The sequence below is a fragment of the Serratia sp. 22264 genome, assembly GCF_052045345.1.
GTDB lineage: Bacteria > Pseudomonadota > Gammaproteobacteria > Enterobacterales > Enterobacteriaceae > Serratia > Serratia plymuthica.
In genome coordinates this window covers 151,287-173,866 of record NZ_JBQEOY010000001.1, presented here as the reverse complement: position 1 = coordinate 173,866, position 22,580 = coordinate 151,287, and the positions used below count along the sequence as shown (strand labels likewise).

Sequence of the window (22,580 nt, the reverse complement as noted above, 5' to 3'; positions counted from 1 at the left end):
TCCCTTACCCCGCAGAAGGATCCGCCGGCGTCTGCTGACGCCAGGCGGTGAGATAGCGCACCCAGCGCTCAAACAGCATGTCGGTGATGATCGCCAGCAAGGCCACCACCGCCGCTCCCTGAATGACATAGGCGGTATTGAAACCGCTCAGGCCAATGATGATCGGCGAACCCAGCGTTTTGGTGCCGACGGTGGAGGCGATCGCCGCCGTGCCGATGTTAATGATGACCGACGTGCGGATACCGGCGACAATCACCGGCGCCGCCAGCGGCAGCTCGACGCGCCACAGGATCTGCCTGGCGTTCATCCCCACCCCCTGCGCAATCTCGCGCGTGGCGCTGGGCACCGATTCAATCCCCGCCAGCGTCCCCTGCAAGATGGGCAGCAGACCGTACAACACCAAGGCAATAATCGCCGGCTGCTCGCTAAAGCCCATCACCGGTACGGCAACCGCCAGCACCGCCACCGGCGGGAAGGTCTGACCGACCGCCACCAGGGTTTCCACCAGCGAGCGAAACTCCTTGCCGGCCCGGCGGGTCACGCCGATCCCGGCCGCCACGCCAATCGCCACGGCGATCAGGCTGGAAACCGCCACCAGCAGCAGGTGCGCCCACACCAGCGAAATAAAGCTGTCTTGCTGATAGACCGGCCGATCCAAGTCGGGGAACCAGGCGGCGAACAGCCCGTGCAAATGATTCATGCCAAACACCAGCGCCAGCAGCAAAGCAAAGGTCCAGGGCAGCGGATCGCGCAGCCAGCGCGTGGAACGCTGCGCACTCATGACAGCGCCTTTTGGTTAATCAGATCGTTGAAATGCAGCACGCCGAGCGCTTCGCCCTGTTCGCCCACCACCGGTAAACGTTCACTGCCGCGCGCCACAAACACCGACAGGGCTTCGCGCAGGCTCATGGCGGCAGCGATCGGCTCGCCGTCGGCACTGCCGGGGCGCACGCGCTCCGCCACCGTTCCCAGCGACAGCAGCTTGATGCCGCGATCGCTGCGACCAAAGAAATCGCGGACAAAATCGTTGGCCGGCGCGGTCAGCATCTCCAGTGGCGTGCCCTGCTGCACAATGCGCCCTTGATCGAGCAATACGATGCGATCCGCCAGCGCCAGCGCTTCGTCGATGTCGTGCGTCACCAGCACTATGGTGCGTCCGGAAAGATGATGAATCCGCGCAATCTCCGTTTGCAGCGCCGCACGAGTGACGGGATCCAGAGCGCCGAATGGCTCATCCATCAGCAACACCTCAGGATCGGCGGCCAGCGCGCGCGCCACCCCAACCCGCTGCTGCTGCCCGCCGGAAAGCTGGTGCGGGTAGCGGCGGCGGAACAGATCCGGCTCCAGGTGCAGCAGTTCCAGCAGTTCGGTCACCCGGTCGCGGATGCGCGCTCGCGGCCATTTCAGCAGTTGCGGCACGGTGGCGATGTTCTCCTCTACCGTCCAGTGCGGGAACAGGCCAATCGACTGAATGGCATAGCCCATCCGGCGGCGCAGATCCTGCGGTTTGAATTTCTGGATCTCCTCGCCGGCAAAATAAATCTTGCCCTCATCGTGCTCGATCAGCCGGTTGATCATTTTTAACGTCGTGGATTTACCGGATCCCGAGGTGCCGATCAGTACGGCAAACTCGCCCTCGGCAATCTGCAGCGTAAGGTCGTCCACCGCCGGCTTGCCCTGAAAAATCTTGCTGACCTGGTTAAAGTGAATCATCGGCGTGACACTTCCAATAATGAAACCATAAATTTAAACAGCGAATCGACGATTACCGCCATCACGATCACCGGGATCACCCCCAGCAGCACCAAATCCAGCGCACTACTGAGCAAGCCCTGGAAAACAATGGCGCCAAAACCCCCGGCACCGATCAACGCCGCCACCACCGCCATGCCGACGGTTTGCACCGCCAGAATGCGCACGCCGGTCAAAAACAGCGGTAACGCCAGCGGCAACTGCACGCGCAAGAAAATCTGCCCGCGCGTCAGGCCCATGCCACGCGCAGAGTCGATCACGCTGGCCGGCACGCTTTGCAACCCGGCTACCACGCTGCGCACCAGCGGCAACAGGGCATACAGCACCAGCGCAACGATCGCCGGCGCCATGCCGATACCGCTCACGCCGTGCTCCGCCAGCCAGGGTACCGCCGTCGCCAACCCGGCCAATGGCGCTATCAGCAGACCAAACAGCGCAATCGAGGGCACGGTCTGGATAATATTCAGGGTCGAGAAGATCGGCGTTTGCCAGCGGCGGGAACGGAAACACAACACGCCGAGCGGCACGCCAATCAGCAGCGCCGGCACCAGCGTCGCCAGCAGAATGGTCAGGTGTTGCAACAGCGCGGCGTCGAATACGTCCTGCCGGTTGTAGTACTCCTTCAGCAACGAAAGCTGATCCAACTGATGCCCAAACAGCAGCGCTAACGCAGGCAGCACCACCAGCAGATTGCCGAGGATACGCCACAGGTGCGAGGCAGCAAGACGGGTCATGGCGTCCGCGGCCATCAACAGGCTCAGCGCCAATATCAACCAGCAACCGCTGCCCCAGGAAGTGCGCGCCAGTTTGGAGCCTTCCTGCGCCAGTTGTTGCGCGGCATGGCCGCTCAGCCAGAAGGCCAGCGTCAGCAATGCCGAAGCGGCCAGCGCGGTGAGCAAGGCATTGCGCCTGCTCGGCGCCAACAGGCTAAGCGCCACCAGCACCAGCATCGGCGCCAACAGCCACAACGCCGGGCCATGCAGCAGGGTGATAAGGGAAATGGGCTTGCCCGACAGCAGGCGATTGGGGGCATAGCTGAGAAACGGCAGGCCAAATGCGGCCAGCAGCAACAGGATAAGCAGTGTCAGTAAAACGCGGTTTTTTACGGCAATAATCAAAGAAACTCTCCGGCTCCATGTCTGGTGGGCCGTATCCCGCCCCTCTCCCAAGGGGAGAGGGGGAATATCGGCATTATCCCTTAACAAATCCTTTCTCTTTCAGATAAGCGGCCGCAACCTGTTTGGCATCCTGGCCTTCTACCGCGATCTGCGCGTTGAGTTTCTGCAGCGTCGGGCCATCCAGCGAGGCAAATACCGGCTGCAGCAGTTCGGCGATATTGGCATGCTGTTTCAGCGCCGCCTCGCGAATAATCGGCGCCGGCGCGTAAATCGGCTGCACCCCTTTAGGATCTTCCAGCGTTTGCAGCCCCAACGCCGCCACCGGGCCGTCGGTGCCGTAGGCCATCGCCGCATTCACGCCGGAGGTTTGCTCCGCCGCCGCCTTGATGGTCACGGCGGTATCGCCGCCGGCCAGCGACAACAGTTGATCCTGATTCAGTTTAAAGCCGTAGGCATTTTGGAACGCCGGCAAAGCATCCGGGCGCTCGATAAATTCCGCCGAAGCCGCCAGCTTGAACTTGCCGCCGCCGTTGATCCACTTGCTCAGGTCGGCCAGGGTCTTCAGGTGGTTGGCGTCCGCCACATCCTGACGGATGGCGATGGTCCAGGTGTTGTTGGCCGGCGATGCCGCCAGCCAAACGATTTTGTTCTTGTCATAATCGAGCTTCTTCACCTTCTCGAAACCGGCCTGAGCGTTTTTCCACGCCGGATCTTTTTCATCGGAGAAGAAAAATGCGCCGTTGCCGGTGTATTCCGGGTAGACGTCAATCTCGCCGGAGGTGATCGCCCCGCGCAGCACCTTGGTGGTGCCGAGCTGCAATTTGTTGGTGGTTTTGATGCCGTTGGATTCCAGCACCTGCACGATGATGTTGCCGAGCAACGAACCTTCGGTGTCGATTTTAGACCCGACGCGCACCGTATCGGCAGCCTGCGCCACGCCGACGCTCGCGGCGAGCAAGGTCAACGCCAGAGCAAAGAAACGTCCACGTGATGGAGTGATAGCCATACTTTTTCCTCTTGTAATGTGTTTTCCGGCTATTTGGCCAGATCGATTGGAAAATCCTGAGAAACGCGCTTCCATCGCGCAATCAATGTCTCTGCCGGCCAGGCATCATATTCGCGCTGGTGCGCCGCCGGCGTTTCACCGCCGCTGAAAGGATGAACCTCAACGGCAACCGGGGTAAACGCGTAGTCACTCACCCATTGGCCATAACCCTGCACCACAAATCCCTGGCTGCGCTGCCGGTACGCGCCGCGCTCCGCCAGATACACTTCCCGTAAACCGTACCACGGCAAGCCGGGCAGATCATGGTGAACTAAATGATAGTTCAGATTGAGAAACAGCAGCCGCCACGGCCACGCCGCCTCATTAATAATAGAACGTGCCTGCGGAGCTTCAACGGCGCGATGCTCAAAAAACGATCTCACCTTGGTCAGCGCCAGCGCCGGGTAACTGACGGCCAACAGATAAAATGCCACGCCTATGCCCTGCCGTTGCAGCCAACCCAGCACCGCCACCAACAGCAGCAGGTGCACCAGCCACATCGCCAGCGTGCGCAGTTCGCCGGCGGCGATAGCTTTCAATGCGTTGACCAACGTAGCGGCGATATCCAGCGCCGGGCCAAGCGCAATGCGCCCGGCCAGCGTATTGCGTACCTTCGCCAACAGCGGAAACAGCCGTGGGAAACGCTGCCATTGGGCCTGGCTGAAATAATAGCTTTCGGGATCTTCATGCGGATCGGTCAGGTGTTCGTTGCGGTGGTGCTGAATATGCGAATCGCGATACAGACCATAGGGATACCATACCGCCAGCGGCAACAGGCCAAACAGCTGATTGACTCGCGGCCAGCGCGTTGGATGGCCGTGGATAAGTTCATGTTGCAGCGACATATACCAGGTGGTCAGCAGGATCAGCAGCGGTGTGCCAAGCCACGGCCCCAGCGTCTGCCAGTACTGCGCCACGCCAAACCAGCCGCCGTAGACCGCAGCCATGATGCCCCAGGTCGGCAGCTCCAGCCGCCAGTACCAGCGCCGGTTAAGCTGCCGGATCCAGCTGCGCTGGGCAGAATGCAGATAGTGGCTGTGGCGTTGGGTTGAGGACATGCTGCGGCTCGCTGTAGGAAATTTTCCTCAGTATCTGCGAGCCGCATTGGCGCTCAAAATAACGAAAGCGGTAAAGCAAAGTTAAAAATCAGCTATTTGCGTAAACGGCCTGCGGCTGACATTCGATAGGGAAATTGACCGAGTTGGCGATAAAGCACAGGTGGTGCGCCTTTTCATGCAGTTGTTGCGCCAGTTGCAGATCGTCGCCGTCCCGCACCGTTACCCGCGGGCGTAGCGTAACCGAAGTAAAGAACCCGCCGCGCTGGGCGTCTTCGCGCATGATGCCGACGGCGTTGTCCTGATAGGCCAGCACCGAAATCCCCGACGTGGCGCACAGGTGCAGATACCAAAGTTTGTGGCAGGCGCTGACTGACGCCACCAGCAGATCCTCCGGGTTCCAGCGGGCGGCGTCGCCGCGAAAGGCCGGGTCGGCGGAACCGGCAATATCCGCCTTGCCTGCGGCGCTGATGCGATGATCGCGACCGTAAGATTTGTAATCCGGCGTACCGGCGCCCAGATTGCCTTCCCAGTTCACTTCCACGTCGTACTGATGTTCACCTTTCATTACCCGATTTTCCTTTTGCCATGCATCAAAAAACGCTAATCGAAGAAAGACCCGCGACAACTATTGGCGGAAAAAAGCCAAGGGGCAAGCGACGTTTTTATCCGGCAGCACGACAGTGACGTTTTCTCACGATCGCCGCATTTTTTATGCACGTCCCATCCCGTATCATCTCTGATGATGAGCGTAAAATTACAATATAATGACCAAAAATACATAATGAGAGGATGATCGATGCTCCACAAAATGTACCAGGTTGACGCCTTTTCTGAACGGGTGTTCGGCGGCAATCCTGCTGCGGTGCTGGTTCTTGATGATTGGTTGCCGGATAGCCTCATGCAGGCCATCGCCGCAGAAAACAATCTTGCGGAAACGGCTTTTGTTAAACCCGGCAAGGAGGGTTGGGATCTCCGATGGTTTACGCCGACCCTGGAAGTCGATTTCTGCGGCCATGCTACGCTGGCCGCTGCGCATATACTGGTAACGGAATACGGTATCGCAGGGACCTTGTCGTTTTCAGCCCGCGTCGGCCAGTTGAAAGTGAACGTAATGGAAAACGGCTATCTGCTGGATTTACCCTGTATTCCCCCGGAACCTCTCTCCCAACTACCGGCCGCTATCGCCCCGCTGTTCCGTGAGTTGGCCGTCAGCCACTTCCGCAGTTTCGAGAATATTTTCGTGGTATTGGCAGACGAAGAGGCGGTCAGAGGTTACCGACCCGACCTCAATAAGCTGGCGGAGCTCGGGTCGGTCGGCGTGGTGATCACGGCAGAAGGCAAAGACTATGATTTCGTGTCGCGCTATTTTGTCCCCGGTGCCGGTATTCCTGAAGATCCGGTCACGGGGTCGATACATGCCACCCTGGTTCCCTTCTGGGCCGCCCGCCTCGGCAAGACCCAACTTTCTGCCTATCAGGCCTCCGTGCGGGGAGGCCATTTGGTGTGCGAATTAAAGGAAAGCAGAGTCACGATCGAGGGCCAGGCCGTCACCTTTATGAAGGCGGAAATCAACCTGCCTGATTAACGCCGACGTAAACCTCACCCCCGGCAAAACCGAGTACCTGCGGGCAATAAGGCGTATTCGGTTTCACTCTGCGGGGTACGCATCCCCGGCATCGGCATACTGCTGCAACCGTTCGCGCCACCATTTCGCCGCCAGGCCGGTGGCGCTTTCACGCCAGCCAAAATAGGCGATATCGCTGCAACGCTCCGCTTCGACGGTCTTTGCCACCAATTCGCCGCTTTTAAGGTAAGGCTCTGCCAGGTAGCGCGGCAGATAACCGCAGCCAAGGCCGCCAAGCTGCGCCCGCAGTTTGGCATCGAAGCCAAAGACCGTCAGTTGATCTTGCTCCTCGAGGATATTGAGGTTCTGCGGTGCGTTCACCCGCGAGGTATCCCGTACCACCACGGCCCGGTGCTGCCGGATATCGGCCTTCTGCAAGGGTTCTGCCAGCGTCGCCAGCGGGTGCTGCGGGGCCACGGCAAACACGTAATCCAGCCGGCCCAATTGACTGAAAGCATAGCCAACGCGCGACGGCGGTTCACAAATGGCGCCGATAATAATGTCCGCGCAGCCATAAACCAGCGACTCCCAGGAACCGGCCAGCACCTCATGACTAAAGGCCAGGCGGGTATGATGATGGCGCTGATAAAACTCTTCAATCAGCGGCAACAGCCGTTCGAACGGAAAGGAGGCGTCAATGCCCAGCGTGATCTCGCTTTCCCAGCCGTTTTCCACATAGCGCGCCTGTTGTTCCAGATCTTGCGCCGCCCGCAGCAGCACCCGGCCCTTTTCCAGCATCAGTTTGCCGGTATCGGTGAATTTCGCCCGGTGGCCGGAACGGTCGAGCAGGGTAACCTCGAGGTCGCTCTCCAGTTTTTGCACCATATAGCTCAGCGCCGAGGGCGTTTTGAACAGCGCCGAAGCCGCAGCGGCGAAAGAGCCATGTCGATCCAGCGCATCCAAAATCAGTAACGCTTCCAGGTTTAGTCTCACCGCATTCCCCCCGTGTATAAAAAAACTCAACAAGATGGCAAAAATTCTGCGCTATCTTTGAAATTGCCCCCTGTCTACCCTGCATTTTATCGGCTTTGCATTACAGCGGTTAATTCGCAGTAGGATTGGGAAAGTAAATCATGTCTGAATTTCAATTACTTGATAAAGATAACTCCGCGCTGATTTTTATCGACCACCAGCCGCAGATGACCTTTGGCGAGGCTAATATTGATCGTCGGCTACTGAAAAACAACGTTGTCGGTTTGGCCAAAGCCGGCAAGATCTTTAACGTTCCGACGCTGTTCAGCGCGGTCGAAACCGAGCGTTTCAGCGGCGCTATTTGGCCGGAACTGCTGGCGGTTCGCCCTGAGATCGCCCCCGTTAAGCGCACCACGATGAATGTCTGGGAAGATGCCGCTTTTGTCAGGGCCGTCGAGGCCATCGGCCGCAAGAAGCTGGTGATTTCCGCGCTGTGGAACGAGGTCTCTCTGACCTGTCCGGCATTGATGGCACTGGAAGCCGGTTATGAAGTTTATGTGGTTACCGACACTTCCGGCGGCAGTTCGGTCAATGTGCATGATCGCGCTATCGATCCCATGGTCCAGGCCGGTGCCACCCCGGTAACCTGGCAGCAGGTACTGTTGGAATATCAACGTAACTGGGCGCACAAAGAAACCTACGACGCGGTGATGGCGCTGGTGCGTGAGCACGGCGGCACTTACGACATGGGCGTTGACGACGCAGCCTCTCTGACGCCCCTTGCACCGCTGCGAGTGATGAAATAATTGCCCGCCCCGGCCGCGCCGGGGTCTTTTTTGGAGTCGACTTAATGGTTCATCAGCAGCACGTCACGTTAGTGATCACTCATCGTCTGGCACCGGGTCAAGAGAAGGCCTACGAGGCTTGGCTGAAACGCATCATGCCGGAAGCCGCCGGCTTCGCCGGCCACCTGGGCGTTAACGTGATCCGCCCGACCGGCAGCGAGCAGGTCTATACGATATTGGTGCGTTTCGACAGCATCGACAATTTGAACCAGTGGAACAACTCGCCGCTGCGCAAGAAATACATCGAAGAAGTGGCGCCGCTGTTGCTGGAAGACGACCACGTAGATATTCGCCCCGGCGCGGAATTCTGGTTCACGCCGCCGAGCGCCACGACCCGGCCACCCGCCAAGTGGAAACAGTTTTTGATCACCCTGCTGGTGATCTTCCCCTCCACCAATCTGGTGCCCTGGTTCTGGGGCAAGCTGCTGCCGCAATTGGTCGGCACGCTGCCCGGCCATTTTCTCAATGACGCTACCGTGGTCGCCCTGGTGGTTTTCCTCTGGATGCCGATCGTGACCCGCGTCTTTCATCAATGGCTTATCCGCCACTAGGCCGTCCGGCAGGAGAGCAGCGAATGGGCATTAGCCCGGATTGGCATTGAGGGGGGGTTACGCCGTCGGCGGCTTGGGGCGCGTTCGGTTGTTCATGCCCGGCGTTTCAATCATATCAAGCTACCAACTTAACAGCTTATTAAGTTAGTAGCTGATAAAGTTGGTAGCTGATTAACATCCTAAGCTATGGCGCTTTCAGCCTGAATGCGCCATAACCCGCCGCCTAGTCGCGATTGATATCGAGCCAGCGGCGCTGCTCGGCGGAGGCGGCTATCGCATCCAGCACGCAGGACACTTTCCAGCCTTCCTCGAAATCCGGCCACATGCGATCGCCGGCGGCAATGCCGTTGACCAGATCGCGGATCTCCACGGTTTTCTGATCGTTAAAACCGATGCCGTGCCCGGCGCTGATGCAAAACGCCGCGTAGTCCGGGTGCTTCGGCCCCACCAGCAGCGTTTTGAAGCCCTGCCGCTCTGCCGGTTCGTCATGACGATACAGCTTCAGTTCCGCCATCCGCTCCTGGGTGTAGCTGAGCGTGCCTTTGGTGCCGGTCACCACGTAGGTCAGCCCCATCTTGCGCCCGCAGGCAATGCGCGAGGTTTCGATAGTGCCCATGGCACCGCCGGCAAAACGCACCAGCGCACTGGCCTGATCTTCGTTTTCCACGTCGTGCATCACCGTCGGGTCTTTGGCATCCGGCCGCCGTTTGATGATGGTCTGCATGTCGCCGGAGACCGCCACGATATCGCCCACCAGGTAATGCGCCATGTTGACGATGTGCGCCGCCAGATCCCCCAGCGCGCCCAATCCGGCGCTGGCCTTGCGGCAGTGCCAGTCTATCGGGGTGCGCGGATCGGCGAGATAGTCCTCATTGTGGGTGCCGTAGAAATGCACCACCTCGCCAATCTCGCCGTTGGCGATAATTTCGCGCGCCAGTTGGCTGGTCGGGTTCTTCATGTAGTTGAAACCCACCAGCGTTTTAACCCCTTTGGCGCGGGCGGCCTGCACCATTTCGGCGGCATCATTGGCGTCCAGCGCCAGCGGTTTTTCGGAATAAACATGCTTGCCGTGGCGGATCGCCTCCAGCGCCATCTCCTTGTGCAGGAAGTTTGGCGCGCAGATATCCACCACATCAATGGCAGGATCCGCCACCAACTGCCGCCAGTCGCCGGTAGAGCGTGAGAAACCAAATTCGGCGGCGCGCTGTTGCGCCAACTCCGGCGTCACTTCCGCCAGCATTTCCAGCACCAGTTCGCCTTTCAGTGGAAATACCGTGGCCGCCTGCGCATAAGCAATGGCGTGGCACCGCCCAATGTAGCCGGTGCCGATTAACCCAACGCGTACCTGTTTCATCACCTTCTCCCCTGCCGATATCCATAATATGACCGACGCGCCGTTTAATGAAACGCGCCATCTGATACAAGGTTATATGGAATATAAATTTCAATAACAAGTCAGGAGAAAAATAAAACTCATATCCGTGATGCCGTTCATGAAACCCTGCAGGCCATGATGCAACGGCGCGACGATCGCGATACGCTGCACCCGGCAGTGAAGAACGCACGAATAAAATGGATATTTTATTTCATATCACGGTAAACCGTTGGCGCCATACAGCAAGAACCCCGGCCGTTGCTTAAGCCGTTGCAGATACGCATTCAGCCCCGGGTAATCCGGGCGCGAGAACGGCGTCATCAACCAACGGTTCAACGACAGCCCGATCACCACGTCCGCCAGGCTAAAAGCCGCACCGGCCATATAAGCCTGGCCCTGTGTCAGGTGCTGCTCCAGTATGCCCATCAGCCGGTTCCACTCCCTTTCGGCGTCCGCCAATCGGGCCTGATCCTGATAAGCGGCATCCTGGCGCACCCGCGACATGAACACATAGCGCCAGGCGTTGTTCAGATCGGTAGCCTGCCAGTCCATCCACATCTCGACCCCGGCACGCGCACCCGGCTCCAACGGCAGCAGATCCTGGCGCCCTTCGCGGCCCACCAGGTAGCGGCAAATCGTATTGGATTCCCACAACACCCGCTCGCCGTCGATCAGTACCGGCACCAGCCCGTTGGGATTCAACGCCAAAAACGCCGGTTCCTGGGTGGAGCGAAAACCGCTGCCCCAATCTTCCCGCTGTAATGCCACCTCCAGTTCATGGCAGGTCCACAGCACCTTGCGCACGTTAATCGATGACGCCTTACCCAATAACTTCAGCATGCCGTTTCCTTATTATTCCAGCCAAAAAGGTTTACGCCCTTCCCGCCGCGCATCGGCGCGCGTCAGACCGACATCCGCCAACTGCGCATCGTCCAGCAGCAACAGCGATTTACGCGTACGGTGGCGTTGCAGGTACAAACGCCAACGGAAAAAGAGTAACCGGCTCCGCGCCGGCGCGCCATCTGCAAACAGGGTCATCATTACGTTCTCCTTCGGTTTAGCCTCGACGTTAATGATGCGACGCGGGGGTAAAGCGGTACAGATTCAAGACGGTGGTATTTTTTCCATACAAAAGCTGTCTCTGCGTATCTGAATGGTCTAATTTAATCCCATCTGTGCCGGTATTTTTCTCATTCACTCTCATTTTGGGTATCTGTATGACACGCTATGCCACGCTGGCCGCCATCCTCAGCCAACGCATCGAACAGGGGCTTTATCCGGCCGGCGATCGCCTGCCGTCGGTACGTACGCTGAGCCAGGAACACGGCGTCAGCATCAGCACGGTGCAGCAGGCTTATCGCCTGTTGGAAGAGAGCCAACTGGTGGAAGCGCGGCCGAAATCGGGCTACTTCGTGCGGGGCTTGCACACCTTAGCCGAACTGCCTGCCGTCACCCGCCCGGTGCAGCGGCCGGTGGACATTTCGCAGTGGGAACAGGTGCTGGAACTGATCCGCACCAAGCCACGTGAAGACTTGGTACAGCTGGGGCGGGGCATGCCGGATATCAGCGAACCGACGCTGAAACCGCTGGTGAAGGTGCTGGGGCATATGGGCCGCCACGGCGATCTGCGCAGCCTGTATTACGACAATATTCAGGGCGTGATGGGATTGCGTGAGCAAATCGCCCGCCTGCTGCTGGATTCCGGCTGCCAGATAAGCGCAGATCAGTTGGTGATCACCACAGGTTGCCATGAGGCGCTGTCCGCCGGGCTGCGCGCCGTGTGCCAGCCGGGGGACATTGTGGCGGTGGACTCCCCTTGTTTTCACGGCACCATGCAAACGCTGAAAGGGCTGGGCATGAAAGCGCTGGAAGTCCCTACCGATCCGCTGACCGGCATCAGCCTGGAAGCGTTGGAAATGGCGCTGGACCAGTGGCCGATCAAGGCAATTCTGCTGACGCCCAACTGCAACAACCCGCTGGGCTACATCATGCCCGAGGCGCGCAAGCAACGGTTGCTGACGCTGGCGCAGCGCCATGATGTGGCGATCATCGAAGATGACGTCTACGGCGACATCGCTTATCAGTATCCGCGGCCGCGCACCATCAAGTCCTTCGACGACGATGGCCGCGTGCTGTTGTGCAGTTCCTTTTCCAAAACGCTGGCGCCCGGCCTGCGTATCGGCTGGATTGCCCCCGGCCGTTATCTGGAGCGCGTGCTGCACATGAAATATATCGGCACCGGCTCCACCGCCACTCAACCGCAGTTGGCGATTGCCGACTTTATCCGCCACGGCCATTACCTGCAGCATCTGCGGCGCATGCGTACCCGCTATCAGCAAAACCGCGATCGGATGACCGGTTGGATCATGAAATATTTCCCGCCCGGCACCCGCGTCAGCCAGCCGCGCGGCGGTTTTATGCTGTGGATTGAACTGGACGACGAATTTGATACCCTGCGGCTGAACCGCTATCTGGAGCAACAGGGCGTGCAGATTGCCGTCGGCAGCATTTTTTCCGCCTCCGGCAAATACCGTAACTGCCTGCGCATCAACTACGCCCCGAAACTGACGCCAGAGATTGAACAGGCGGTTAGCCGGGTCGGCAAGACCATCCAAAGGCTACTGTTGGCGCCGGTAGCCGACATCGAAAGCGCCCAGGCGCTGCGGGATTAAAGCTTGTCGCAATCGGATTATCCGTGCCTGCCCTAACCTTTTACACTGGAACCTTTCTCAACAGGCAGCCAAAGGAATCATCATGAGCAGCGATCAAATTCCGGTTTCCGGCGCGCTGGCGGTTCGCTTCGCGGCGCTGGGGGTGGATATTGAACAGGTTAGCCAATTGGCCGGCCTTCCCGGCGGGTTGCTCAGCGACGGACGCGAAAAAGCCAGGCTTTCCACCCACCAGTATTTTGAAATCTGGCGCGCGCTCGCCAAACTGACCAATGATGCCGCATTCGGTTTACGCCTCGGCGGCGACGTGGCCCCGGAGCACTACGATATCGCCTCGGTCGCGGCGCTGCATTCCGCCACCTTGGGGGAAGCCTTGCAGAAGGTGGCCCGCTATAAGCGGCTGGTGTGCCCGGAGGAGCTGGTGCTGACGGAACACGGCCACGGCGTACGGCTGCATACCCGCTGGCTTATGGCCGAAGGCCACGCCCCCGATCTGCTGATTGACACCATGTTTGCCTACATCACTACCCTGTGCCGCCGTGGTACCGGCATGGCGATCCAGCCCCGGGCGATCGAGCTGACGCGCCGCCAGGATCCCGCGTCCCCGCTGCTGCGCTATTTTTCCTGCCCGATCCATTTCAACGCGCCGCTGGACGTGCTGGTGTTCGACCGCGCGCTGATGAAGCAGCCGTTTATTACCTATAACCAGGACAGTCTGGCCGTTTTGCTGCCTGGCCTGGAAGCCGAGCTTGCCAGGGCGCAGCAGGATGACAGCCTGCCCGCACAGGTGATGGCGATCCTCGCCCGCAGCATGCGTGGGCAACGGCCCAGCGTGAACAGCGTGGCCGCCGAACTGTACATCAGCCCGCGCACCCTGCAACGACGGCTGCAACAACAGGGCTACAGCTATCAGCAATTGCTGGACAAAACCCGCCACCGCACCGCCTGCCACCTGCTGTCAGACACCGATCTGGAGCCGGGCGAGATTGCCTTCGTGCTGGGATTTGAAGAGTTGAATTCGTTCAGCCGCGCCTTTATGCAGTGGGAATCGCAAACGCCTAACCGTTGGCGCAGCCGGCGCGTGAGCGCCCGTCAGGAGAACAGATGATGAGAGTGATAATTTTCGGTGCCAGCGGTATGGTCGGCCAGGGTGCGTTGCGCGAATGCCTGCTCGACCCGCAGGTCACAGAAGTGCTCAGCGTCGGCCGCAGCCCGCTGGCGCAAAGCCACGCCAAACTCCGGCAGTTGACGACGCCCGCCCTCAACGACCTGTCGGCGCTGGAACCGCAGTTCGCCGGCTATGACGCCTGTTTGTTTTGCCTCGGCGTCTCGTCCTTCGGCATAAGCGAAGCCGACTATCGCGCGGTGACCTACGATCTGACGCTGGCCGCCGCCCGTCCACTGGCGCGGCTGAACCCGGCCATGACTTTTATCTACGTTTCCGGCGCTGGAACCGACAGCAGCGAACAGGGCCGCAGCATGTGGGCCAGGGTCAAGGGGGCGACCGAAAACGCCCTGCTGGCGCTGCCGTTCCATGCGGTGATGTTCCGCCCCGGCGCTATCATTCCGTTACACGGCATCCGTTCCAAAACCCGTGCTTACCATTTGCTGTATACGCTGTTTAAACCGCTGTGGCTGGGTGCCTTGCGGCTGTTCCCCAATCAGGTCACCACGACCGAAAGGATCGGGCTGGCGATGCTGGCGGTTGCGAGGCATACGACGCCGCTGCCAATCATCGAACCGGCAGAGATTAACCGGTTGGCGCTGCCATCGGCAGTATGATTCTGCTATGTTAAAGCCGCGCGTGCGGGCTGTTTGCCCGCGCTTTCGCCCCTGTGACAGAAGACAGAGCTCATGCCGTCAAAGATTTTATTCAGCGCCTGCCTGGCCGGTTTTAAAGTTCGCTATAACGGCTCCGACAAACCGCTGGTCAACGCGATCCTGCAACGCTGGCAGCGCGAAGGCCGCCTGGTGGTTTGCTGCCCGGAGTTGGCCGCCGGTTTTTCCACCCCGCGCCCCAACGCAGAAATTACCCCGGCCGCCAATGGCGCCACCGTGCTCGCCCAGCAGGCGCGAGTGATGGAGGCCGGCGGCGGCGACGTCACCGACAGCTATCTGCTTGGTGCCCATCTGGCGCTGGAAACCGCGCGGCGGCACGGCTGTCGCTTTGCGCTGCTCACCGACGGCAGCCCGTCCTGCGGCAGCCAGTTTATCTACGACGGGTCTTTCAGCGGCCAGACCAAACCCGGCAGCGGCGTTACCGCCGAGTTGCTGCGCCGGCATGGCATTGAAGTGTTTTCCGATCGCCAGCTCGCGGCGCTGATCGCCCGGGTTGAGGCGGTGGAACAGAGCTAGCGGCGCAGATACGCCGCCAGCCGCTGCTGCAGGTGCGAAATGCCCTGCGGATGCTCGATAAAGCGGTCGATGGCCATCATCTGCCAGCATTGTCCCTCATCGCCAAAGCGAATGGCGGCAATTTGCGCCGGCGTGATTTCGCCCACCATAAACCAGGTGGGCGGATAGCCGGCCAGAATACCCTCATAGCGCTGTTGCCGCCTCACCTGCCGAGCGTCAATGCGCAGGCCAAATTCCTCGAAGGTTTCGCGTTGCACGCATTGCAGCGGCGTTTCATCGCCCTCACGCCCGCCGCCGGGCAGATCCCAGCAGCCGGGCCAGGGGATACCGGTTTTGTCGTCACGCCGATAGGTCAGCAGGCTATCGCCGCACAGCAGCGCGATTTTGGCGCCGCCGAAGCTGTCGTTGTCCATTAGGCCTCATGATTATCCGCCCCGTTTGCCAATCATCTTACCTCATCCTCCTGCCCGCTGGTGTATAGTGAAAATCCGTTTTCACAACAGGCGAACAATAGCGATGAACTCTCCGTTTCTGGTTACTCCACAATGGCTTGCGCAGCATATCAACGATGAAGATCTGGTGGTGGTTGATGTCAGGATGTCCCCGGTCGGCCTGGTGCCGAAAAAGGATATGATCGCCGAGTTTGAACGCGGCCATATACCGGGTGCGGTGTATTTCGATATCGACGACGTAGCCGACAAAAACACCGCCCTGCCGCACATGTTGCCGACGGCGGAAGCATTCAGCGCGGCGGCAGGCAAGCTGGGCATCAACGATAAGCACACCATCGTGTTTTATGACGAGGGCAATCAGTTTTCCGCACCGCGCGGCTGGTGGACCTTCCGTAACTTTGGCGCACAGCAGGTTTACGTGCTGGACGAAGGCCTGAACGGCTGGAGCGCATTGGGCCAGGCGCTGGAAACCGGCCCGGCACGGCCTGAACCTCAAACCTTTAACGCCCGCTTCAACGCCGGCGCCGTCGTGAATATGCAACAGGTGGAGCAGGCGCTGAACACGGAAGTACAGATTTTGGACGCCCGCGCCGCGCCGCGTTTTTACGCCCAGGCACCAGAACCGCGCCCAGGACTGCATCGCGGCCATATCCCCGGCAGCATCAATATTCCTTATGGCGAGCTGCTGGAAAACGGCCGCTTCAAATCGCTGGAAGCGCTGAAGAAAACCTTCAGCGATAAAGGGGTGGACATCAACGGACCGATCGTCACCAGTTGCGGCTCCGGCGTCACCGCCGCGGTGCTGGCGTTTGGCCTGCTGTCGCTCGATGCGCCACAGGTGAAGCTGTATGACGGCGCCTGGACCGAATGGGGTGCGCTGAGCGGCAACCAACCGATCGAACAGGACTAACCGTCGATCCGTTCGACCACGATCTGCGCCAGCCGTCCAATCGCCGCAGAGGGGTTTTCTTCGGCGCGGTGCAATACCACGCCGATGTGACTGAGCGCCGGCAAAGCGCCGGGTGCCAGACGGAGTAATCCCGAAGGCAGCCCGGCGTCGGTACGTACCGTGACCCCCAGCCCGGCGCTGACCGCCGCCCAGACGCCGTTCAGGCTGCGGCTGGTGAAGGCGATGCGCCACGCGATACCGGCACGATCCAGCGCGTTGGTCGCCGCACTGCGCATCAGGCAGGGGGCGTCGAACATCACCAGCGGCAGAGGTTCGTCACCGCCCTGCCACTGGCTCAGATCAAAGTTCGGCGAGGCGATCCAGTGCATCTTGCGCTGGCCCAAATCCTGCTGAAACGGCGTGCTGATGCCGCCGTCCCACGCCAGCGACAAATCCAGTTGCCCTTTCAGCACCCAGTCAATCAATTCGGCGTTGCGGGCAATACGCGCCTCTATGCGCACCTTCGGATGGGCGCGGGTAAAACTGCCCAACACCTGGGGCAAAAAGGTTTCACCGAAATCTTCCTGCAGCCCAAGCCGCACGGTTCCTTGCAAATCCAGCCCGCGCACCGCAGCGGCAGCCTCGTCGTTCAGTTCCAGCAGCCGGCGGGCATAGCCCAGCAGCGTTTCGCCGGCCTCGGTCATTACCATACCCCGCCCGGATTTACGCAAGATCGGCGCGCCGATCTGCTGCTCCAGTTTTTTCAGGTGCGCGCTGACCGCCGAGGTCGATCGCCCCAACCGTTCCGCCGCCCTGGCGAAGCTGCCCAACTCAATGCCGGTAACGTAACTGCGCAGATCGTCGAGATCGAAGGTGACTCGCCCCATACTGACCATCCCGTTTTCAAGAACCATTAATCAAAATAATGCCGATTTTACTGATAAAGATGGCGTGTCATGCTCGTCGGGTCAATGCCTTTCAGGAGAATCATCATGCTTGCCATGCAATACAACTTCGCTCTGCCCGCCGATTACGATATGGCGATGATCCGCGACCGCATCGCCCGTTTTGGTCACCTGCTCGATAACTGCCCGCAGTTATTGATTAAAGCCTATCTCTATGCGCAGAAAGGCGAGCACAGCGGCGAAAATCTCTATGCGCCGTTTTATCTGTGGAACAGCAGCGCCGGCATGAGCGATTTTCTGACCGGCGACGGCTTCAGGGGCGTAAGCCAGGCCTTTGGCTGGCCGCAGGTGACCCATTGGTTGCCGTGGCTGACGCATTTTGACCGCCAAAGGCTCGCCGAAGCCACCTGCGCCACGCGTCAAACGCTGCCGATTGCGCCTTACAACGATCTGGCTGCGTTGCGCCGCCAGCAGCAGGCCGATCCCGCCGCCCTGGCCAGTATAGTGGCGTTTGATCCCGCCACCTGGCAGCTGGTGCGGCTGCATCTGTGGCGGGAACTGCCGCTGGCGCCGGAACCCGGCACCCAATGCTACCGGGTTGGCCACCTTTCCGCCCCCTTTGACCACACAGTACCGCGGGTTGACAGCCAGACTTGATATTGATAATCATTATCAAATAAAGTCATTCAATCAGGATCCGCAGGATGCGGATCGTCAGGGCCAACCGCTATGTCACAGTCGCCTATCACACCTTACGCCACCTCTTGCTGCATTGTCGGCGGTGGCCCCGCCGGGCTGATGCTCGGCTACCTGCTGGCGCGGGCGGGGATTAACGTAACGGTGCTGGAAAAACACGCCGATTTCCTGCGAGATTTTCGCGGCGATACCCTTCACCCTTCCACGCTGGAAATCATGCATCAGCTTGGCCTACTCCATGAGCTGCTGGCGTTGCCGCACCAACGCGCGGAGACGCTGCAGGCCGAGATCGCCGGGCGCGATATCACGCTGGCAAACTTTACCCGGCTGCCGACGCGCTGCAAATTTATCGCGTTCATGCCGCAGTGGGAGTTTCTCAATTTTCTGGCGGAAAAGGCGGCGGCCTTTCCTGAATTCACGCTGATCAAATCGGCGCAGGCGCACCAGTTGCTGTACGATCGCGGTCAGGTATGCGGCGTGCTGGCGGATACGCCCGAAGGCCCGATCCGCGTGCGCTGCCAGTTGGTGGTCGGTACCGACGGGCGCAACTCGGTGGTGCGCGAACAGGCGGCGCTCGGCAGCCGCGCGTTTGGCTCGCCGCGCGATGTACTGTGGCTGAAGCTCGATAAAAAGCCCGGCGACCCGGCCTGGTCCATGGGCCACACCGGCCCGAAGCAGAACTTCATCATGATCGACCGGGGCGAATATTGGCAGTGCGGATATTCCATCGATAAAGGCAGCTTCGAGGCAATTCAGCAAGACGGCCTGGAGAGGTTTTTGCTGCACATCGCCGAAGTGGCGCCGTTTCAGGACGATCGCCTGCAGGACATCCAGAGCTGGCAACAGGTAAAGCTATTGAGCATTCGTATCGACAGACTCGATAGCTGGGCCAAACCCGGCGTGCTGTGCATCGGTGACGCCGCACACGCCATGTCGCCGATTGGCGGTGTCGGGGTGAATCTGGCGATTCAGGATGCGGTCGCCACCGCCAACAGCATCATTCCTCCGCTGCGCAGCCACAGCCTGCAACTGAAACACCTGCAGCAGGTACAGCGCCGGCGCAATTTCCCCACCAAAGCCACCCAATTCCTGCAGATCAAGATGAGCCAACGCAGGCCGAAAAAACGCCGCACCAGCGGCAGTTCCAGCCTGATGATCCGCGTCGGCAACAGCCGCTGGCTGCCGCACCTGTTCGGCCGTATTATCGGGCTGGGGTTCCGCCGGGAAACGCCGAAGCATCTTGAAAACTAACGCGCTATACTTATCGCTCTCCACTTCGCATGAGGCTAATGCATGTTCACTGTCCGTCAGGCTTTGATCGGTGATTTGTTGCTGGTTCGCGACATCGGCACCCGTACCTATCAGGCACATTTTGGCAAGCTTTGGCAGTATCAAGAGGAACTGGACGCCTTTTTGGCGAAAGACTTTGCGGTTGAGGCGTTAGAAAAAACGCTGCAGGATGCGGAAGTTTGCTGGCTGCTGGGTTATGAAGGCGAGGATCTGGTGGGCTATGCGCGGCTGAATTTCAACAGCCTGCTGGCACCGACGCAAACCACCGGGGCAGAGCTGCAGAAAATCTATTTTCTGCCGGAATACGCCGGCCGGGGTTACGGCCAACTTTTCTTTGAGCAGGTACAGCAACGGGCTGTAGAAAGGCAACAACCCATGCTGTGGCTGGAGGTGTTGCAACGCAATACCAGCGCCCAGCGTTTTTATCAGCGCCAGGGGTTGAGCCTTTGCGGCGAGACCTGCTACACCAGCGCGCAAGGTTCCATCGGCATCTGGTATATGAACAAAGCGCTGTAAACACAGCGCTTGCCCCGCCCTATCAGGCCGGAAACTCCAGCGCGTCTGTCAAATCCCCCAGCGGTTTTTGGCCGCGTGCCGCCATCGCTTTATCGCGTTCAACCAATCCTTCCAGCGTAGGCAGATCGAATACCCGGCTGATCAAGCGCAGGATCGAGCCGGTATCGTATACCTTGTGATCGACATAGCCTTTACGGGCGAACGGCGAGACGATCAACGCCGGAATACGCGATCCCGGCCCCCAACGATCGCCCTGCGGCGGCGCAACGTGATCCCACCAGCCACCGTTTTCGTCGAAGGTGATCACCACCACGCTGTTGTTCCACTGCGGGCCGTTACGCAGGCTGTTGATGATGTGGGCGATATGACGATCGCCGGCTTCCACATCGGAATAGCCGGCATGCATATTGAGGTTGCCTTGCGGCTTGTAGAAAGTTACCGGCGGCAGCGTGCCTGCCTCTACCGCCGCCAAAAAGGCGTTGGTGGCCGGTGAGTCGCCAATGCCGCCGTCGCGCAAGTGAGCTTCGCGGGCCTGTGGGTTGCCCGGCCCCAGATTTTCGAAGTAATTGAACGGCTGATGGTGATACTGGAAGTCCGGTGCGCCGGGGAAATCGCCCTGATCCTTTCGGTTGTCCAGCGCATACTGCCAACCGCCGGCGTACCACGCCCAGTCGACGCCCTTCTGATTGAGCAAGTCGCCGATGTGCAGGTGCTTTTGCGGCGGCAACACATTGGGCTGGGCGGCATCCGCCAGCGTAGGGTCTTTTTCATCCCGGGTCCACGACGGCCAATACGGCGGCGCCATGGTGTTTACCGCATAGCCGTCCGGCGTCAGCAGGCTCTTGCCAAACAGCGGGATGCCGAACGACGCGCTGACCGGCGAATCGCCCAGCGGCTTCAGGCGCGGGTCGGCCGCGTCATCGCTTTCAAGCTGGGCAATGCCCTCTTTGGCGATGGAGTTTTGTACGTCGGGGTAAAACGGCGGGCGGGCGCAGATCAGATACTGATGATTGAGAAAGGAGCCGCCAAAGGCACCCTGGAAAAAGTTGTCGCACAGGGTAAATTCCTGCGCCAGCGTCCACAGCCGCAGGTTATAGGCGCCGTCACCGTAGTAGCCCATGGTCAGCGCGCCGGAATCCGCCCAGGCGACAAACTTGTCGTTTTTGCCGCCGTTGATCTGCATCTGGTTTTGATAGAACACGTGCCACAGATCACGCGTCACCACGCCGTGCGGCAGGTTCTCCCCTTGCGGCCCGGTCAAGACAAACGGCTGATTCGGCAACTGATTGGTGAATACCGCATCCTCGCCAATGCTGTAATTAACGTGCCCGACTTCCTGCGCCTTCGGTACCAACCCTTTCCAGATTGGCGGCAGCGTATCCAGCAGCCGATCGTCGCGGTCACGCTGCTGGTACTCTTCGGGCTTGAGCGCCGACAGCGGTTTTTCCACGCCGGGGAAATTGGCGAACAGGTTATTGAAGCTGCGGTTCTCGGCATAGATCACCACAACGTTTTTCACATGGCGGCGCAGCAGCGGGTTTTGCGCACCTTCCGGCAGGCCGCTCAACAGCAGTTTCTTATTGCCTTCACCGGCAGCATTGGCCAGCGGCGCAAGGGTGGCGCCGACGCTCAACGCCGTCGCCCCCGCCAGAAAACGGCGGCGCGCCGGGTTAGCGGGTTGTTGCTCGTTGTCGCCCGCAGCCGGCGGCAGATCGTTATGCGGTTTATCGCTCATGTGCCTTCCCTCTAAAATTTTAACCTGTTGATTTGTTATAAATTTATTTAAGAGACATTATGCTAGGGCACAGTTATGAATGAAATGTGACAGTGGGCGGCAGGTTAGCATTTGGCAACAATTTCGCGAGGATTGCCGCAGTTTAATCACTCGCCCGCCTGGCTGCCGGCTCAGCGTGCGTCCCGTTGCACCATCAGCAGCATCAACGCCAGCGCGTTGGGCAGCATATACAGCAAGGCGCCCAACTGCACCGCCAGCGGGTTGTCCCTGGCCTGCCAGGCCATAAACCAGTCGCCGGCCACCACCATAAAACCGAGGCCCCACACCGCGATCGCGCAAAGCGCACCCAGCATCGCCCAGGCCTTGCCTTTGGCAAACGCTGCATAAGGGTGGCCCAGGTGTTTCACCATCAATACCATGCCAAAGGCTGCCGTGATGCCGGCCAGGGATTCCAGCAGGGTAATCAGCGCCAACCCGACCACCCCGGCCCAGGGTGCGGTAATGGCGCGCCACATCAGCCCAGGCACCTGATAGGTATCCTGCATACTGAGCAGCGGCGCTACGGCATGGCGGGCGGTTCCGGCAAAATCCGCCGTATTGTTCAGCAGGCTGAAGATGCCCCACAGGGCCGGGAACAGCGACAGGACGATACAAGACAGGCGTGACACCGTGATTTCGTTCATAATTATCCTTAGATCTCCTTTTCAAAGGGTATATTAAGAACCCATCTTACCTTAGGCCACAATATCGGAATGGGGAGAACTCCCCTCCTTGCTAAAACCATCACAGCCCA

25 protein-coding genes are annotated in these 22,580 nt (G+C 59.7%); 11 read left to right on the top strand and 14 right to left on the bottom strand.

The features are described 5' to 3' along the window. Positions 1 to 4 precede the first annotated feature (4 nt). From ACTJJ1_RS00885 to ACTJJ1_RS00860, 6 genes are all read right to left on the bottom strand, one after another. On the bottom strand, positions 5 to 781 hold the full coding sequence (locus ACTJJ1_RS00885) for an ABC transporter permease (protein ID WP_004942159.1): 777 nt from the start codon (positions 779 to 781) through the stop codon (positions 5 to 7). Next, positions 778 to 1,713 carry an ABC transporter ATP-binding protein gene (locus ACTJJ1_RS00880; RefSeq protein WP_004942157.1) on the bottom strand — a complete coding sequence of 312 codons (936 nt, stop codon included), beginning with the start codon at positions 1,711 to 1,713 and terminating at the stop codon, positions 778 to 780. The genes ACTJJ1_RS00885 and ACTJJ1_RS00880 overlap by 4 nt, the downstream gene beginning before the upstream one ends. Further along, positions 1,710 to 2,870 carry an ABC transporter permease gene (locus ACTJJ1_RS00875; RefSeq protein WP_409443325.1) on the bottom strand — a complete coding sequence of 387 codons (1,161 nt, stop codon included), beginning with the start codon at positions 2,868 to 2,870 and terminating at the stop codon, positions 1,710 to 1,712. The genes ACTJJ1_RS00880 and ACTJJ1_RS00875 overlap by 4 nt, the downstream gene beginning before the upstream one ends. A 73-nt stretch (positions 2,871 to 2,943) precedes the next feature. Continuing rightward, entirely contained in the window at positions 2,944 to 3,876 is a 933-nt protein-coding gene (osmF, locus tag ACTJJ1_RS00870) for a glycine betaine ABC transporter substrate-binding protein OsmF (RefSeq protein ID WP_004942154.1), read from the bottom strand. 29 nt (positions 3,877 to 3,905) lie between these two features. After that, positions 3,906 to 4,973, bottom strand: coding sequence for a fatty acid desaturase (locus tag ACTJJ1_RS00865; protein WP_122288695.1), 1,068 nt, complete (start codon positions 4,971 to 4,973; stop codon positions 3,906 to 3,908). An 88-nt stretch (positions 4,974 to 5,061) separates the two neighbouring features. Next, complete coding sequence (locus tag ACTJJ1_RS00860; protein ID WP_004942150.1) at positions 5,062 to 5,538, bottom strand: OsmC family protein; 477 nt, start codon at positions 5,536 to 5,538, stop codon at positions 5,062 to 5,064. Positions 5,539 to 5,769: 231 nt separating this feature from the next. Here ACTJJ1_RS00860 and ACTJJ1_RS00855 point away from each other — a divergent pair, with 231 nt between their 5' ends. Next, a complete protein-coding gene (locus tag ACTJJ1_RS00855; RefSeq protein ID WP_197912874.1) occupies positions 5,770 to 6,558 on the top strand; it encodes a PhzF family phenazine biosynthesis protein in 789 nt (262 codons plus the stop codon). Between the two features lie 63 nt (positions 6,559 to 6,621). On the opposite strand, the gene ACTJJ1_RS00850 is transcribed toward ACTJJ1_RS00855, so the two are convergent. Further along, positions 6,622 to 7,530 carry a LysR family transcriptional regulator gene (locus ACTJJ1_RS00850; protein ID WP_062791679.1) on the bottom strand — a complete coding sequence of 303 codons (909 nt, stop codon included), beginning with the start codon at positions 7,528 to 7,530 and terminating at the stop codon, positions 6,622 to 6,624. Positions 7,531 to 7,670: 140 nt separating this feature from the next. On the opposite strand from ACTJJ1_RS00850, the gene ACTJJ1_RS00845 reads away from it, so the two are divergent. Together ACTJJ1_RS00845 and ACTJJ1_RS00840 are read left to right on the top strand one after the other, a co-directional pair. Beyond that, complete coding sequence (locus ACTJJ1_RS00845) at positions 7,671 to 8,315, top strand: isochorismatase family protein (protein ID WP_004942145.1); 645 nt, start codon at positions 7,671 to 7,673, stop codon at positions 8,313 to 8,315. 44 nt (positions 8,316 to 8,359) lie between these two features. Continuing rightward, positions 8,360 to 8,905: an antibiotic biosynthesis monooxygenase gene (locus ACTJJ1_RS00840; RefSeq protein WP_197912876.1), complete on the top strand. Its 546-nt coding sequence runs from the start codon at positions 8,360 to 8,362 to the stop codon at positions 8,903 to 8,905. Positions 8,906 to 9,128: 223 nt separating this feature from the next. On the opposite strand, the gene ACTJJ1_RS00835 is transcribed toward ACTJJ1_RS00840, so the two are convergent. From ACTJJ1_RS00835 to ACTJJ1_RS00825, 3 genes are all read right to left on the bottom strand, one after another. Beyond that, a complete protein-coding gene (locus ACTJJ1_RS00835; protein ID WP_004942141.1) occupies positions 9,129 to 10,259 on the bottom strand; it encodes a Gfo/Idh/MocA family protein in 1,131 nt (376 codons plus the stop codon). A gap of 237 nt (positions 10,260 to 10,496) precedes the next feature. Next, the gene (locus tag ACTJJ1_RS00830; RefSeq protein ID WP_006324293.1) at positions 10,497 to 11,120 is read right to left on the bottom strand and encodes a glutathione S-transferase family protein; all 624 of its coding nucleotides are present in this window, start codon (positions 11,118 to 11,120) and stop codon (positions 10,497 to 10,499) included. 12 nt (positions 11,121 to 11,132) lie between these two features. Next, positions 11,133 to 11,321, bottom strand: a complete 189-nt coding sequence (locus ACTJJ1_RS00825; protein WP_006324292.1) for a DUF1127 domain-containing protein — start codon at positions 11,319 to 11,321, stop codon at positions 11,133 to 11,135. 176 nt (positions 11,322 to 11,497) lie between these two features. Here ACTJJ1_RS00825 and ACTJJ1_RS00820 point away from each other — a divergent pair, with 176 nt between their 5' ends. The 4 genes from ACTJJ1_RS00820 (at position 11,498) to ACTJJ1_RS00805 (ending at position 15,304) form a co-directional block, all read left to right on the top strand. Further along, positions 11,498 to 12,952 carry an aminotransferase-like domain-containing protein gene (locus ACTJJ1_RS00820; RefSeq protein ID WP_037432478.1) on the top strand — a complete coding sequence of 485 codons (1,455 nt, stop codon included), beginning with the start codon at positions 11,498 to 11,500 and terminating at the stop codon, positions 12,950 to 12,952. A gap of 82 nt (positions 12,953 to 13,034) precedes the next feature. Then, the gene (locus ACTJJ1_RS00815) at positions 13,035 to 14,057 is read left to right on the top strand and encodes an AraC family transcriptional regulator (RefSeq protein ID WP_004942135.1); all 1,023 of its coding nucleotides are present in this window, start codon (positions 13,035 to 13,037) and stop codon (positions 14,055 to 14,057) included. Then, complete coding sequence (locus ACTJJ1_RS00810) at positions 14,057 to 14,731, top strand: epimerase (RefSeq protein WP_440833579.1); 675 nt, start codon at positions 14,057 to 14,059, stop codon at positions 14,729 to 14,731. The genes ACTJJ1_RS00815 and ACTJJ1_RS00810 overlap by 1 nt, the downstream gene beginning before the upstream one ends. Before the next feature lie 72 nt (positions 14,732 to 14,803). Next, a complete protein-coding gene (locus ACTJJ1_RS00805; protein WP_122288691.1) occupies positions 14,804 to 15,304 on the top strand; it encodes a DUF523 domain-containing protein in 501 nt (166 codons plus the stop codon). Here ACTJJ1_RS00805 and ACTJJ1_RS00800 read toward each other — a convergent pair. After that, positions 15,301 to 15,717 (bottom strand): NUDIX hydrolase, encoded by a 417-nt coding sequence (locus ACTJJ1_RS00800; RefSeq protein WP_004942129.1) that lies wholly within the window; start codon positions 15,715 to 15,717, stop codon positions 15,301 to 15,303. The genes ACTJJ1_RS00805 and ACTJJ1_RS00800 overlap by 4 nt on opposite strands. Positions 15,718 to 15,820: 103 nt before the next feature. Here ACTJJ1_RS00800 and sseA point away from each other — a divergent pair, with 103 nt between their 5' ends. Next, complete coding sequence (gene sseA / locus ACTJJ1_RS00795; RefSeq protein WP_440832009.1) at positions 15,821 to 16,666, top strand: 3-mercaptopyruvate sulfurtransferase; 846 nt, start codon at positions 15,821 to 15,823, stop codon at positions 16,664 to 16,666. Here the strand turns inward: sseA and ACTJJ1_RS00790 are convergent. Then, positions 16,663 to 17,532, bottom strand: coding sequence for a LysR substrate-binding domain-containing protein (locus ACTJJ1_RS00790; protein ID WP_004942125.1), 870 nt, complete (start codon positions 17,530 to 17,532; stop codon positions 16,663 to 16,665). The two genes, sseA and ACTJJ1_RS00790, sit on opposite strands and share 4 nt — an antisense overlap. A 105-nt stretch (positions 17,533 to 17,637) precedes the next feature. On the opposite strand from ACTJJ1_RS00790, the gene ACTJJ1_RS00785 reads away from it, so the two are divergent. From ACTJJ1_RS00785 to ACTJJ1_RS00775, 3 genes are all read left to right on the top strand, one after another. After that, on the top strand, positions 17,638 to 18,207 hold the full coding sequence (locus ACTJJ1_RS00785; protein WP_440832007.1) for a DUF4865 family protein: 570 nt from the start codon (positions 17,638 to 17,640) through the stop codon (positions 18,205 to 18,207). A gap of 72 nt (positions 18,208 to 18,279) precedes the next feature. After that, the gene (locus ACTJJ1_RS00780; RefSeq protein WP_440832005.1) at positions 18,280 to 19,497 is read left to right on the top strand and encodes an FAD-dependent oxidoreductase; all 1,218 of its coding nucleotides are present in this window, start codon (positions 18,280 to 18,282) and stop codon (positions 19,495 to 19,497) included. Between the two features lie 42 nt (positions 19,498 to 19,539). Beyond that, positions 19,540 to 20,052 carry a GNAT family N-acetyltransferase gene (locus ACTJJ1_RS00775; RefSeq protein WP_122288687.1) on the top strand — a complete coding sequence of 171 codons (513 nt, stop codon included), beginning with the start codon at positions 19,540 to 19,542 and terminating at the stop codon, positions 20,050 to 20,052. 22 nt (positions 20,053 to 20,074) lie between these two features. Here the strand turns inward: ACTJJ1_RS00775 and acpA are convergent, their stop codons facing one another. Both acpA and ACTJJ1_RS00765 read right to left on the bottom strand, forming a co-directional pair. Continuing rightward, positions 20,075 to 21,787, bottom strand: a complete 1,713-nt coding sequence (gene acpA / locus ACTJJ1_RS00770; protein WP_122288686.1) for an acid phosphatase — start codon at positions 21,785 to 21,787, stop codon at positions 20,075 to 20,077. 170 nt (positions 21,788 to 21,957) lie between these two features. Beyond that, complete coding sequence (locus ACTJJ1_RS00765) at positions 21,958 to 22,470, bottom strand: DUF2165 family protein (RefSeq protein ID WP_004942116.1); 513 nt, start codon at positions 22,468 to 22,470, stop codon at positions 21,958 to 21,960. Between the last annotated feature and the right edge of the window lie 110 nt (positions 22,471 to 22,580).